Source organism: Aquibium carbonis (assembly GCF_003970795.1).
Lineage (GTDB): Bacteria > Pseudomonadota > Alphaproteobacteria > Rhizobiales > Rhizobiaceae > Aquibium > Aquibium carbonis.
This window is the reverse complement of the sequence record NZ_RWKW01000090.1, coordinates 59,739-73,158: the sequence shown is the minus strand read 5'-3', so window position 1 is coordinate 73,158 and position 13,420 is coordinate 59,739. Positions and strand designations below refer to the sequence as shown.

At 64.9% G+C, this 13,420-nt stretch carries 14 protein-coding genes and 1 pseudogene; 9 read left to right on the top strand and 6 right to left on the bottom strand.

The genetic code is table 11. From position 1 onward, the window contains the following. Positions 1–468: 468 nt before the first annotated feature. Together EJC49_RS25800 and EJC49_RS20670 are read right to left on the bottom strand one after the other, a co-directional pair. Positions 469–639, bottom strand: coding sequence for a hypothetical protein (locus EJC49_RS25800; RefSeq protein WP_170314808.1), 171 nt, complete (start codon positions 637–639; stop codon positions 469–471). A gap of 197 nt (positions 640–836) precedes the next feature. Continuing rightward, positions 837–1,526: a L,D-transpeptidase gene (locus EJC49_RS20670; protein WP_126701829.1), complete on the bottom strand. Its 690-nt coding sequence runs from the start codon at positions 1,524–1,526 to the stop codon at positions 837–839. Positions 1,527–1,664: 138 nt separating this feature from the next. Between EJC49_RS20670 and EJC49_RS20665 the strand changes: the two genes are divergently transcribed. Further along, on the top strand, positions 1,665–1,961 hold the full coding sequence (locus tag EJC49_RS20665; RefSeq protein ID WP_126701828.1) for a hypothetical protein: 297 nt from the start codon (positions 1,665–1,667) through the stop codon (positions 1,959–1,961). Between the two features lie 24 nt (positions 1,962–1,985). Here the strand turns inward: EJC49_RS20665 and EJC49_RS20660 are convergent, their stop codons facing one another. After that, a complete protein-coding gene (locus EJC49_RS20660; protein ID WP_126701827.1) occupies positions 1,986–2,582 on the bottom strand; it encodes a transglycosylase SLT domain-containing protein in 597 nt (198 codons plus the stop codon). On the opposite strand from EJC49_RS20660, the gene EJC49_RS20655 reads away from it, so the two are divergent. The 3 genes from EJC49_RS20655 to preA all read left to right on the top strand — a co-directional run bounded on the left by EJC49_RS20655 (position 2,581) and on the right by preA (position 5,913). Beyond that, positions 2,581–3,114: a type II toxin-antitoxin system VapC family toxin gene (locus EJC49_RS20655; protein WP_126701826.1), complete on the top strand. Its 534-nt coding sequence runs from the start codon at positions 2,581–2,583 to the stop codon at positions 3,112–3,114. The two genes, EJC49_RS20660 and EJC49_RS20655, sit on opposite strands and share 2 nt — an antisense overlap. A gap of 115 nt (positions 3,115–3,229) precedes the next feature. Further along, a complete protein-coding gene (locus tag EJC49_RS20650; protein WP_126701825.1) occupies positions 3,230–4,597 on the top strand; it encodes an NAD(P)-dependent oxidoreductase in 1,368 nt (455 codons plus the stop codon). 2 nt (positions 4,598–4,599) lie between these two features. Then, complete coding sequence (gene preA, locus EJC49_RS20645) at positions 4,600–5,913, top strand: NAD-dependent dihydropyrimidine dehydrogenase subunit PreA (RefSeq protein WP_126701824.1); 1,314 nt, start codon at positions 4,600–4,602, stop codon at positions 5,911–5,913. Between the two features lie 222 nt (positions 5,914–6,135). On the opposite strand, the gene EJC49_RS20640 is transcribed toward preA, so the two are convergent. The 3 genes from EJC49_RS20640 to EJC49_RS20630 all read right to left on the bottom strand — a co-directional run bounded on the left by EJC49_RS20640 (position 6,136) and on the right by EJC49_RS20630 (position 8,451). Then, the gene (locus EJC49_RS20640; RefSeq protein WP_126701823.1) at positions 6,136–6,444 is read right to left on the bottom strand and encodes an EthD family reductase; all 309 of its coding nucleotides are present in this window, start codon (positions 6,442–6,444) and stop codon (positions 6,136–6,138) included. Positions 6,445–6,559: 115 nt separating this feature from the next. Further along, positions 6,560–7,432, bottom strand: a complete 873-nt coding sequence (locus EJC49_RS20635) for an NYN domain-containing protein (RefSeq protein WP_170314807.1) — start codon at positions 7,430–7,432, stop codon at positions 6,560–6,562. 386 nt (positions 7,433–7,818) lie between these two features. Beyond that, entirely contained in the window at positions 7,819–8,451 is a 633-nt protein-coding gene (locus EJC49_RS20630) for a TetR family transcriptional regulator C-terminal domain-containing protein (protein ID WP_126701821.1), read from the bottom strand. A 220-nt stretch (positions 8,452–8,671) separates the two neighbouring features. On the opposite strand from EJC49_RS20630, the gene aptA reads away from it, so the two are divergent. The 5 genes and pseudogenes from aptA to hydA all read left to right on the top strand — a co-directional run bounded on the left by aptA (position 8,672) and on the right by hydA (position 13,419). Continuing rightward, the gene (aptA, locus tag EJC49_RS20625; RefSeq protein WP_126701820.1) at positions 8,672–10,000 is read left to right on the top strand and encodes an omega-aminotransferase AptA; all 1,329 of its coding nucleotides are present in this window, start codon (positions 8,672–8,674) and stop codon (positions 9,998–10,000) included. 4 nt (positions 10,001–10,004) lie between these two features. Further along, positions 10,005–10,295, top strand: a complete 291-nt coding sequence (locus EJC49_RS20620; protein WP_126701819.1) for a cupin domain-containing protein — start codon at positions 10,005–10,007, stop codon at positions 10,293–10,295. 11 nt (positions 10,296–10,306) lie between these two features. Further along, positions 10,307–11,557 (top strand): Zn-dependent hydrolase, encoded by a 1,251-nt coding sequence (locus EJC49_RS20615; protein WP_126701818.1) that lies wholly within the window; start codon positions 10,307–10,309, stop codon positions 11,555–11,557. A gap of 130 nt (positions 11,558–11,687) precedes the next feature. Beyond that, positions 11,688–11,903 (top strand): annotated as a pseudogene (locus EJC49_RS20610) (type II toxin-antitoxin system PemK/MazF family toxin); the annotation flags it as partial. Positions 11,904–11,967: 64 nt separating this feature from the next. Next, positions 11,968–13,419 (top strand): dihydropyrimidinase, encoded by a 1,452-nt coding sequence (gene hydA, locus EJC49_RS20605; RefSeq protein ID WP_126701816.1) that lies wholly within the window; start codon positions 11,968–11,970, stop codon positions 13,417–13,419. Position 13,420: the final 1 nt, after the last annotated feature.

Sequence of the window (13,420 nt, the reverse complement as noted above, 5' to 3'; positions counted from 1 at the left end):
CGGGCCGAAGATCGAGGCCACGCTCAACGGTCTCGGGATCTACACCTATGCGCAGATCGCGGGCTGGTCGAAGTCAGAGCGCGAATGGGTCGACGGCTTCCTGAAATACCGCGGCCGCATCGACCGCGACGACTGGGTCAGGCAGGCCGGGGCACTCGCGACAGGCGGCGTGGAGGAGTATGTGCGGGTGTTCGGCAAGAATCCGCGCTGATCGGCCCGTTGGCTTGGCTCGTGGCCGTCACACCGAGAGTTGATGGAGAAGCAGCCCGGGAGCACATGGCGACGATTCTCGCGATGTCGATCTCCCGAAGCGATCGCAATCGCGCCGAGCCATCCGGGACGTCGGCATCGCCATGGCACGCCTCAGGAAAACGCCTGAAAGGCGCTGATGCGGGTCTCCCTGCCCAGTCGAAGTCTCTGGTGATCTGCTGCACCCGGCCGCGCGCGACCGGGTGTCAGCCATTCCGCTCAGGAGCTGACGGGATCGGCCTTCGAGCGGCTGCAGCCCGACCCGCCATAGCTCTGCGACTGCGAGCAGTCGGCACCGGTGCAGCCGGTCGCCGAAGCGGTGGACGCAAAGGGAAGGATGGACGAGGCCGTGAAGGCGGCGGCGAGGAGCATGCTTTTCATGACGCGCATCGTTCTCTCCGTTTTGAGGGCTGCCAGGATAGGGTCACCCAACGGAAGCGTAGTCGATGCGGCTGGCCGACGAAACCGCCCCGGCGTCCGTGCTCGATCACAAATGCTTGTCTGGGACGAAGGCGATAGCCGATACCGCCGCTTTCGAATCCGGTGAGGGCGGACGGGGCGCGACGCGCCCCGTCACCGTCCGCGAATCAGACGAGGCCGACCGGCATGATGGCTGGCCGCACGACAACCTTCGACCCGTCCCTGACACGATGGTGGAGGTCGATGATGTCGTGGTTGAGCAGGCGGATGCAGCCCGAGGACACCGCCTGGCCGATCGAGTGTGCCTCCGGGTTTCCATGGATGCGATAGATCGTGTCCTCGCCATTCTGGAACAGGTAGAGCGCGCGCGCGCCCAAGGGGTTGTCGAGACCCGGGTCCATGCCGCCCGCGGCGACCGAATAGGGCGCGAGTTCGGGCTGGCGCGCGACCATTTCGTCGGGTGCCCGCCAGCGCGGCCAGCGACGCTTGTATTGCACGACCGCATCGCCTGACCATGAGAAGCCCTGTCGGCCGACGCCGATGCCGTACCGCATCGCCATGCCATCGGGCTCGACGAGATGCAGGTAGAAGGCGTTCGGATCGACGATCAGCGTTCCGACGACGTGCTCGGGGAAGGGGTTCTCGACGCGCTGCCGCCAGTATTGCTGCGGCACCACCCCGGCCGGAACGGCTGGAATCGGAAACGGTTCGTCGTAGATCGGCCCATAGAAGGCGGGCATTTCGGGCGGGAGGGGCGGACGGACGGGGGCCATGGCGCTGTAGCTTCCGTCGAGGCTGGTACAGCCGGAGACGAAGGCCGCGGAAGCGGCGCCCAGGAAGGAGCGTCGGGTCAACATGCGAATATCCTTGGAATTGCCGATTTCTGTTCTGCAGCTCGCGCTGCGAAGGTCCATCAGCCGGATCTGGGCGGTCCAACGAGGCATCCCGCAGACAGGCCTGCCATCGTTGACGTGAAATATTCGAAGCCGACCCCAGTGAAGGTCGCGGTCGCGGCATTGCCGCTGGCCGGCAGGCCGATGTCGGGCGCGCAGGGCGCAAGCGGCATGGCGCCACGCGAGCAGGGTTTGCTCGCCACGACGATGACAGCGCTGATCGCTTTCCCTGATCCGTTCACCACCGGCAGGTCCGACGACAGGACAGCCGAATACAGCGTCGGCGCCACGCTACGGGGGCCAGCGAGAAGGCTGGTCGGCGTGAGCGCCAGCGCGATGAGGAAAACGATCAGTCGAAACATCATGGCATCGCAACACCACGAGAATGCGGAGATTTGAAGTCAGGCTTGTGGCGTTGCCGGGTCATTTGCACGCCTGCAGCTGCATGGCATAGCTGCGGGCCATCGCCTCGGTCTCGCGGGCGTAGCGCTGAATGCTGGCATTGCCGCGCCAGCTTCCGCTGCGATATCCGCCCCATCCGGCATAGTAGGCGAGGTAGAGATTGTAGGCGTCGGTCCGGGCGATGCCGAGCGTCCTGGCCGACTTGGCATGATACCAGCCGACGAAATCGATGGCGTCTCCAAAGCTCGTGCGCCGCGCGGCGACGTTTCCGGTCTCGGTCCTGTATTGCGTCCAGGTTCCGTCCAGCGCCTGCGAGTAGCCATAGGCAGTCGACTGGCGCTTCCAGGGGATCACGCCGAGCAGCTTCGTGCGGGGCGGACGGGCATTGTGCTGGAAACCGGATTCCTTGCGCACCGTGGCCATCAGGATGGCCACTGGCACGCCGTGCTTACGTTCGGCCGCCCGTGCCTGCCGCTCCCAGCTGGTCAGCCAGCCGTCGTTCTGGTCGAACACCGCGCAGACATTGTTGATCTGTCGCGGCGGCGACGCACAGGCCGAAAGGCCGACCGCGAGTGGCAGCCCGAGAAGGAGTATTTTACTCAAACGCAACGCGAACATGGTTCACGTCTATCGTCAAAGGGTTGAGGGAATCTTTCGGCGGGCACGAGACGGGGAGACGGGACCAGACTGGCGCGGCAAAGGATACGAATTCGCCGGGCATGCGCATGTTCTCGGTATTGGAGCTTTGCGCTCGCCTGCCGGCAGCCAGCCGGTGCGCAAGACCGCGGTCGTCAATGTGTTCGAGGCGGCACTCGCCGTAGGGCGTGGCATCCAGGACTATCGACGGACGAGCGAGCTTGTGAGACGGTTTCTGCGGGAAGCGGCGATCGACATGGTGCCGCCGGAAAGCGACTGCTGCGAGATCGCTGTCGACGCCTTTGCCTGTTCCGGTTGTAGGGCCACGCATCCGGCAAAACTGAATGCTTGCGATTGCCTGTCCTGCGCCGCCGCGCAACGCACCGGCTTGCCGATGCGGTTCAAGGGTGCGGATTTCACGCTCAGGGATATGCGCAAGCCTGATCGACTATCCGCGTCACGGGAGCATCCTTCTTTCGGCCAGCGCGTCGTGGCACGCCCACGGCTCCCTTAATATGACAAAAAGCATCATGTTTACAAGGTATTGGCCGTCGTTTTGAAAAATTGACCAATTGATAAAAAAATAAATCTGCGATAGCGTTCCCCAAAACCAACAATGGGGAACAGGAATGGCTGCAGGCCTTTTCAAGGAAGGGATCGCCCCCGGCAGGCTCCCGACGACGCAATATGCCGACAATTTTTCCGACCTCCATCCGCCGCTCGACCGGCATGAGGCGGTGGTCGAGGCCGATCGCTGCTACTTCTGCTACGATGCGCCCTGCATGCAGGCGTGCCCGACCTCGATCGACATTCCTCTGTTCATCCGCCAGATCGCGACCGGCAACCCGCTTGGGTCGGCGAAGACGATCCTCGAACAGAACATCCTCGGCGGCATGTGCGCCCGCGTCTGCCCGACGGAGACGCTGTGCGAGGAGGTCTGCGTGCGTGAGGTGGCAGAAGGCAAGCCGGTGCAGATCGGCCGCCTCCAGCGCTACGCCACCGACGTCGCGATGGCGCAGGACAAGCAGTTCTTTCCGCGCGCCGCGCCAACTGGCAAGAAGATCGCCGTCGTCGGCGCCGGGCCTGCCGGCCTCGCCTGTGCGCATCGCCTGGCGGTGAAGGGTCATGACGTCACCATCTACGAGGCGAAGCCCAAGGCTGGCGGCCTCAACGAGTACGGCATCGCCGCCTACAAGTCGGTCGACGGTTTCGCCCAGGCGGAGGTGGACTACATCCTCGCCGTTGGCGGAATCACCATCCAGAACGGCAAGGCGATGGGCCGCGACTTCACGCTGGCAGAACTGACTGCATCGCATGATGCCGTGTTCCTCGGCATGGGCCTGGCCGGCGTCAATGCGCTCGGCGGGGAGGGCGAAGAGGCGCAAGGCGTGCGTGACGCGGTCGATTTCATCGCCGAACTGCGCCAGGCGAGCGATCTCTCGTCGCTGCCGATCGGCCGGCGCGTCGTCGTGCTCGGCGGCGGCATGACCGCGATCGACGCGGCCGTGCAGGCCAAGCTGCTCGGCGCCGAGGAGGTGACGATCTGCTACCGCCGCGGCAAGGAGAGCATGAACGCCTCTACCTACGAGCAGGATCTGGCGGCCGCCAACGGTGTGACCATCCGCCACTGGATGCAGCCGAAGCGCATCGTCGGCGTCAACGGCGTGACCGTCGGCATCGAACTCGAATACACCGCCGTCGATGGCGGACGGCTCGTCGGAACCGGCGAGACGCTGACGCTCGCCGCCGACCAGGTGTTCAAGGCGATCGGCCAGTCCTTCGACGCCGCGCCGCTCAACGGCTCGGGGCCGAGCGTCGTGCTCGAAAAGGGTCGTATCAAGGTCGACGAAGAAGGCCGCACGTCGATGTCGAAGGTCTGGGCCGGCGGCGACTGCGTCGTCGACGCCCGCGAAGACCTGACGGTCGCCGCCGTCGCGGCCGGCCGTGACGCCGCCGAGAGCATCCACCGCACACTCACCGCCAACGGGAGGGCATGAGCATGGCAGACCTGTCCAGCAACTTCGTCGGCATCAAGAGCCCCAACCCCTTCTGGCTGGCCTCCGCGCCGCCGACCGACAAGGCCTACAATGTGGAGCGCGCCTTCAAGGCGGGCTGGGGCGGCGTCGTTTGGAAGACGCTCGGTGAGGAAGGCCCGCCGGTCGTCAACGTCAACGGCCCGCGCTATGGCGCGATCTGGGGCGCCGACCGGCGCCTGCTCGGCCTCAACAACATCGAGCTGATCACCGACCGCGACCTCTACGTGAACCTGCGCGAGATCAAGCAGGTCAAGAAGAACTGGCCCGACCGGGCGCTGGTCGTGTCGCTGATGGTGCCTTGCGTGGAAGAAGCCTGGAAGGCGATCCTGCCGCTGGTCGAGGAGACCGAGGCCGACGGCATCGAGCTCAATTTCGGCTGCCCGCACGGCATGAGCGAGCGCGGCATGGGTGCCGCGGTCGGCCAGGTGCCGGAATATGTCGAGATGGTCGTGCGCTGGTGCAAGGCCAACACGCGCATGCCCGTCATCACCAAGCTCACGCCCAACATTTCCGACATCCGCAAGCCCGCGCGGGCCGCGCATGCCGGTGGTACGGACGCGGTTTCGCTGATCAACACGATCAACTCCATCACCGGCGTCAATCTCGACACCTTCTCGCCGGAGCCGATGATCGACGGCAAGGGCACGCATGGCGGCTATTGCGGCCCGGCGGTGAAGCCGATCGCGATGAACATGGTGGCCGAGATCGCGCGCGATCCCGAGACCGCCGGCCTGCCGATCTCCGGCATCGGCGGCATCACAACCTGGCGCGATGCGGCCGAATTCATGGCGCTCGGCGCCGGCAACGTGCAGGTCTGCACGGCGGCCATGACCTACGGCTTCAAGGTGGTGCAGGAGATGATCGCCGGCCTCGAAGCCTGGATGGACGAGAAGGGCCACCGCACGCTGTCCGACGTCATCGGCCGCGCCACGCCCAACGTCACCGACTGGCAGTACCTCAACCTGAATTACGTCGCCAAGGCGAAGATCAACCAGGATCTCTGCATCAAGTGCGGCCGCTGCCACATCGCCTGCGAGGACACCTCGCACCAGGCGATCACGTCGCTGGTCGACGGCGCGCGCCACTTCGAAGTGATGGAGGAGGAGTGCGTCGGCTGCAATCTGTGCGTCAACGTGTGCCCGGTCGAGAACTGCATCACCATGGAGCCTTTGGCCGCTGGGACGCTCGACAAGCGCACGGGCGAGGTGGTGAAGCCCGTCTACGCCAACTGGACGACGCACCCGAACAACCCGTCGGCGCAGGTCGCGGCGGAGTAGGGCGACAGGGGTCGGCCGAGGGGGAGGGGCCCTCGAACGGACCATTCGAGCGCCGTCATCCTCGGGCTTGTCCCGAGGATCTGCCGATGATCGCATGCTCCGTGGGGTAGTCGTGGGATCGGTGTCGGCATCGGCGGCGAAGTCACGGGGCGGAGTTCGTTTTTCCGCGCGCAGCAGATCCTCGGGACAAGCCCGAGGATGACGACGCGTACATGCCGCCTATCACACCTCCTTCGTGTCGAAGAACAGCAGGTCCACGCCCGCCTGCGCGAAATTGGCGAGATCGGCCGCCGCCGCCTGGCCTTCCGGCGAACCGAGCCCGGCCTGGATGTCGGCGATGCTGTCGAAGGTGAGAATGGCGATCAGGTGGAAATCCGATGACCCACCTGGCGTGGCGACGCCGCCATCGTTGACCTCGTAGGACCGCAGCCCCGGGATTTTCTTCGCGATCGGAACGTGCGTGCCGAAATAATGGGCGTCGAAGGCCGCCGCGTCGGCGGGCTTTTTGTACATCGCGATCATGCGTGCCATGGGTGTCCTCCCTGTTTGTCGGTTGCAACGGCCAGCGTAGCAGCAGGGGAAAGGGGGGAGAAGGGGCAGCGAGGCGTTGCTCCACCCGGCGCGCGCCGCCCGACGTTCTACCCGACTATGCGATAGCCCCGGCGGCAAGGGTCGTCGCCGGGACGGCGATCGGTGCCAGTTTCGAACAGGCTTGCGTGCGAACCCTTGCTTCGTGGCGCTTTTCCAGCGTGCGGACCTCGACGAGCGAATCCGCCTGCAAGGTCTTGAGCAAGCGTCCATTGCCGCAGACGAGGGCCCCGAGTTGCGGCGCGTTCTGGTGAATGAGAACACCGAGCCGGGACAGGGGCAACCAGGGCGCCTCCACTCCGGTCGCCTGCGCCAGGATTCCTCGAACGGCGTCGAGATCCTGCCGTGACGGGGCTGGTCTGGCTACGGGCGGTTGCGGCTTGCCCGCTGGGGTATTGACCATCACCGATTTGGCCACTTCCGGCTTTGCTGCTGCCAGCTTGCCCACCGGCGGCTTTGAAACAGCAGGTCTTGCGATGACTTTGGCGGTCGGCGCCTCGGCCGGCGACCCGTCGAGGTCGAAGAACGCCGTGCACGCGGCGCGCCACAAGCTGTCCTGCCTTGCGCTGCCCATGCCGAAAACCGCCACGCCGGATCGGCCGAGCCGCTGCGCCAACGGCGCGAAATCGCTGTCGCTGGAGACGATCAGGAACTGCCGGAAGGCGTTCGTTCCGAGAAGATCCATGGCGCGGATCGTCAGGGCGATGTCGGCGGAGTTCCTGCCCTTTCCACAAGAGGGCTGGAAGACGAGTTCGAGCGCATGGGCCGGCGCGACCTTCACCCACTCCGCCAGCCGGTTGCCGGAGAAATCGCCGACGACGGACCGGGCCGATGGCTGACCGAGTTTCGCGGCCCTGGCCATGATGAGCGGCAACCGGCTCGCGGCGACATTCTCGCCGTCGATCAGTACCGCAAGAGGAATCCCGCTCATGATGCGCTCCGGTGAAACCGGCATCATGCAACCTTGATTTGAATGTCCGCTTTGCGGGAAGCATCGCAATTGAACGAAAGGCTTCGAAAGATGGATTTCGATCAGATCGGAGATGTTGCCGGCGATCGTCGAGATTGCGTTCATGCTGAAAGACGCGAGTCGATCCACGCCGACCTATCGACGGCGCGCCTCAGGATAAGTCGGTCGCGTTCGCGGCAATCGGTCTTGTCGGCTCCCCTCGCCATGCCACGAAGCTCGTCGTGTGTCGGCATCCGCACGAGCAAACCGCGGAGATCGTCGTCGTCGCGAATTTGCCTCGCGGCTCCCGGATCGATCTCGGAAAGGCAGGAACTCCGGACGCCGTCGCAGCGTCAATACCCGCGCCATCACCCCTTCACCCTCAGCCCTTCCACGAACAGCTGCTCCAGAAACCGCGCCGCGTCCTCGAAGCGGCCTTCGCCGTCGCGGGCAGGGCCAAGCACGGCGCGGACCTGAACGTCGAAATCGGCATAGTGCTGGGTCGTCGCCCAGATGGCGAAGATGAGGTGATAGGGGTCGGTGCGGGCGATCTTGCCGGCGCGCATCCAGCCGCGGATGATCTCCACCTTCTCGTCGACCAGCGTTTTCAGCTCGCCTTCCAGCATCGGCAGCACGCGCGGCGCGCCCTGCAGGATCTCGTTGGCGAAGAGGCGGCTCTCGCGCGGGTAGTCGCGCGCCATCTCCAGCTTGCGACGGATGTAGCTTCGCAGTTCGGTGACGGGATCGCCGATGTCGTCGATTTCGCGCAGCGGCGCCAGCCAGGTGTCGAGCAGTCGCTGGATCAGGGTTCGATGGATGTCGTCCTTGCTCTTGAAATAATAGAGCAGGTTCGGCTTCGACATGCCCGCCGCGTCGGCGATCTGGTCGATGGTCGCGCCGCGAAACCCATGCTGGGCGAAGATCTCGAGCGCCGCCTCCAGGATGAGTTCGCGCTTCTCGATCTGGATGCGCGTGCGAGGCTTGCGGGCCGCCTGATCCATGTCGTTCCTTCTTTCGTGGCCCAATCGGCTGGACCAGTCCGTGGCCCGCCCGTGGAGTGCACCCGGGAACATGGCTTTAGGCTATTCTTCCCTTGACCGCTCATGTGGCGATGCTAACGTTTGTCCAATCGGTCAAAAATTGCAAGCGCAAGCGCGCGCGATGAACCAAGCGTTGGCCGACACGGAACGAGGGGCAATAAGCAACAACAAGAGGCTTGGTATGTCGAACCGTCTTAATGTGGCGCCGAACGATCTTTCCGCGTTCTGGATGCCATTCACGTCCAACCGCCAGTTCAAGCAGGCGCCGCGCATGCTGGCGTCGGCCAAGGACATGCACTACACCACCACCGACGGTCGCAAGGTGCTCGACGGCACCGCCGGTCTCTGGTGCGTCAATGCCGGCCACTGCCGGCCCAAGATCACCGAGGCGATCCAGCACCAGGCGGCCGAGCTCGACTACGCGCCGGCCTTCCAGATGGGCCATCCGATCGTCTTCGAACTGGCCAACCGGCTGGTCGACGTGGCGCCCGAAGGCATGGACCATGTCTTCTTCACCAATTCCGGCTCGGAATCGGTCGAAACAGCGCTGAAGATGGCCATCGCCTATCACCGCGTCCGGGGCGAGGGCGCCCGCACGCGCCTCATCGGCCGCGAGCGCGGCTATCATGGCGTGAATTTCGGCGGCATTTCCGTCGGCGGCATCGTCACCAACCGCAAGATGTTCGGCACGCTGCTCGGCGGCGTCGACCACATGCCGCACACCCACTTGCCGGCGAAGAACGCCTTCACCCGGGGCGAGCCCGAGCATGGCGCGGAGCTGGCCGACGAGCTGGAGCGCATCGTCACGCTGCACGACGCCTCGACCATCGCGGCGGTCATCGTCGAGCCGGTCGCGGGTTCCACCGGCGTGCTCATCCCGCCGAAGGGCTATCTGAAAAAGCTGCGCGAGATCTGCACCAAGCACGGCATCCTGTTGATCTTCGACGAGGTCATCACCGGTTTCGGCCGTCTCGGCACGCCGTTCGCCGCCGACTACTTCGATGTCATCCCCGACATCATGACCACCGCCAAGGGTGTTTCCAACGGCGTCATCCCGATGGGCGCGGTGTTCGTGAAGAAGGAGATCCACGACGCCTTCATGACCGGCCCCGAGCACATGATCGAGTTCTTCCACGGCTACACCTATTCGGGAAATCCGATCGCCTGCGCCGCCGCACTCGCCACGCTCGACACCTACAAGGAAGAAGGCCTGCTCACGCGCGGCGCCGAGCTGGCGCCCTACTGGGAAGAAGCGCTGCATTCCCTGAAGGACGCGCCCAACGTCATCGACATCCGCAACATCGGCCTCGTCGGCGCGATCGAACTCGCGCCGATCGCCGGCCAGCCGACCAAGCGCGCCTTCTCGGCCTTCGTGAAGGCTTTCGAGAAAGGCTGCCTGATCCGCACCACCGGCGACATCATCGCGCTGTCGCCGCCGCTGATCATCGAGAAGGGCCAGATCGACGAGCTCATCGATTGCGTGCGGACCGTGCTGAACGAGGTCGAGTAGGCCCATGACACGCCCGAGAGCGACCCACGAGGTTCTGGTGGATGACGCAAGGGTTCGCGTCACCCGCTGGGACTTCGTGCCGGGGGCGGAGACGGGCTGGCATCGTCACGGCATGGACTATGTCGTGACGACTCTGACGCCATGCTCCTTCCTGCTCGAAGAGCCCGGTGGCGGCTCGCGCCGCGTCGATCTTCCCGCGGGCGCCACCTATCGCCGCGACGAAGGCGTCGAGCACAACGTCGTCAACGGCGGGACCGAGACGATGTCCTTCGTCGAGACCGAACTGAAGAACTGAGAGGACCATCCATGGCCGCACCGGGCGAAAATCTGCGTATCAATCCGGACCGCTTGTGGGATTCCCTCATGCAGATGGCGAAGATCGGCCCCGGCATTGCCGGCGGCAACAACCGCCAGACCCTGACGGACGAGGATGCCGAGGGACGACGCCTGTTCCAGACCTGGTGCGAGGAGGCGGGCCTGTCCATGGGCGTAGACCAGATGGGGACCATGTTCGCCCGTCGCGAGGGCACCGATCCTGACGCGGCCCCGGTCTATGTCGGTAGCCACCTCGACACCCAGCCGACGGGCGGCAAGTATGACGGCGTGCTCGGCGTTCTGGGCGGCCTCGAGATCATCCGCACGCTGAACGATCTCGGCATCAGGACGAAGCACCCGATCGTGGTCACAAACTGGACCAACGAGGAAGGCACGCGCTTTGCCCCGGCCATGCTCGCTTCCGGCGTCTTCGCCGGCATGCACGAGCAGGACTGGGCGTATGACCGGAAGGACGCCAAGGGCAAGCGCTTCGGCGACGAGCTGGAGCGCATCGGCTGGAAGGGCGAGGAGGAGGTCGGCGCGCGCAAGATGCACGCCTTCTTCGAGCTGCACATCGAGCAGGGTCCGATCCTGGAAGACGAGGACATCGACATCGGCGTGGTGACGCACGGGCAGGGGCTGTGGTGGCTGCAGGTCACGCTCACCGGCAAGGACGCCCACACCGGCTCGACGCCGATGCCCAAGCGCCGCAACGCGGGGCTCGGCATGGCCCGCGTCACCGAACTCGTCCACGAGATCGCGATGGACTACCAGCCGGACGCGGTCGGCGCCGTCGGCCATGTCGAGGTCTATCCGAACTCTCGCAACGTCATCCCCGGCAAGGTCGTCTTCACCATCGACATCCGTTCGCCGCATCAGAATGTCCTGGACGAAATGCGCGCGCGCATCGAGCACGGCATCGCCACCATCTGCGAGGCGCTGGACATCGGCTTCGAGGTGGAACCGGTCGGGCACTTCGACCCCGTGACCTTCGACGAAGGCTGCGTGGCGGCGGTTCGCAACGCGGCCGAGCGGCTTGGCTATTCGCACATCGACATCGTGTCGGGCGCAGGCCACGACGCCTGCTGGATCAACCGCGTGGCGCCGACGGCGATGGTCATGTGCCCCTGCGTCGACGGGCTTTCCCACAACGAGGCCGAGGAAATCACGAAGGACTGGGCGCGGGCGGGTTGCGACGTGCTCTTCCACGCGGTGGTGGAGACGGCGGGGATCGTGGAGTGAGGGGACGAAGCATTGCATAGATAGGTCGCCGGTGCTCGTCTCTGGCAAGGGTGACTATGGGAAAGCCCGACCGGCGATCGTTGTGCAGGCCGATTGTCTCTTCGATGGTTAGGACGGTGTCACGGTTTGTCCGCTTACGAGTGACGTCTTGAACAGGGAGTATTTACGCGTTGCCGTGGAGCCGACTGCCGAGAACGGTTTGAAGCTGCCTTCGGACATGATGGTCGACAAGTTGCAGACTGATCTGAAGACGAAAGTGTTCGGACCGATCGGCCATCTTGCCGGGGCCGGTATTCGTCGCCTCGGCGCCGCGCTGACCTTCTTCCTCCAGCTCGGTCCGAATTGAAGCCAGCGTTCGCGTGCGATCACGCACAGCCTTTCGAATAACTGAAGTCAGTACGGGGAACACCATGTCCAATGTCATCAAGAACGGAACCATCGTCACCGCCGACCGCACATACAAGGCGGACGTGCTGATCGAGGGCGACAAGATCGCCGCGATCGGCGCCAACCTGTCCGGCGACCAGGTGATCGACGCCACCGGTTGCTTCGTCATGCCGGGCGGCATCGATCCGCACACCCATCTGGAGATGCCTTTCATGGGCACCTACTCGTCGGACGACTTCGAGAGCGGCACGCGCGCCGCGCTATCGGGCGGCACCACCATGGTGGTCGACTTCTGCCTGCCGTCGCCCGGCCAGTCGCTGCTCGAGGCCATCGACATGTGGTCCAACAAGTCGACGCGCGCCTGCTGCGACTATTCCTACCACATGGCCATCACCTGGTGGGGCGAGCAGGTCTTCGACGAGATGCCGAAGGTCGTCGAAAAGGGCATCACCTCCTTCAAGCACTTCATGGCCTACAAGGGCGCGCTGATGGTCAACGACGACGAGATGCTCGCCTCGTTCCAGCGCTGCGCCGAGATCGGCGGGTTGCCGCTGGTCCACGCCGAGAACGGCGACGTCGTCGCATCGCTGCAGCAGAAACTGCTCGCCGAGGGCAACAACGGCCCCGAGGCGCATGCCTATTCGCGCCCGCCGGAAGTGGAGGGCGAGGCGACCAACCGTGCCATCATGATCGCCGACATGGCCGGTGTGCCGCTCTATGTCGTCCATACGTCGTGCGAGCAGAGCCACGAGGCGATCCGCCGGGCGCGCCAGAAGGGCATGCGCGTCTATGGCGAGCCGCTGGTCCAGCACCTCGTCCTCGACGAGACAGAATATGCCAACCCCGACTGGGACCACGCGGCGCGGCGCGTCATGAGCCCGCCCTTCCGCAACAAGCAGCACCAGGATTCGCTGTGGGCCGGCCTGTCGGCAGGCTCGCTGCAGGTGGTGGCGACCGACCACTGCGCCTTCACCACCGAGCAGAAGCGTTTTGGCGTCGGCGACTTCACCAGGATCCCGAACGGCACCGGCGGACTGGAAGACCGGCTGCCAGTGCTGTGGACCTACGGCGTCGGCACCGGTCGCCTGACCATGAACGAGTTCGTGGCCGTCACCTCCACCAACATCGCCAAGATTCTCAACATGTATCCGAAGAAGGGCGCGGTCGTCGAAGGCGCCGACGCCGATCTGATCGTCTGGGATCCGGAAGCGACGAAGACCATCTCGGCCGGCAGCCAGCAGTCGGCGATCGACTACAACGTCTTCGAGGGCATCACCGTGAAAGGCCTGCCGAAATACGTGCTGACGCGCGGCGAGATCGCCGTCGACAATGGCACGGTGCAGGCGAAGCCCGGCCATGGCCAGTTCGTCGGCCGGGAGCCCTTCATGGCCGTCAGCAAGGCGCTGTCGACCTGGAAGGAACTGGTCGCGCCGCGCAAGGTGGAGCGGTCAGGTATCCCGGCCAGCGGGGTGTGAT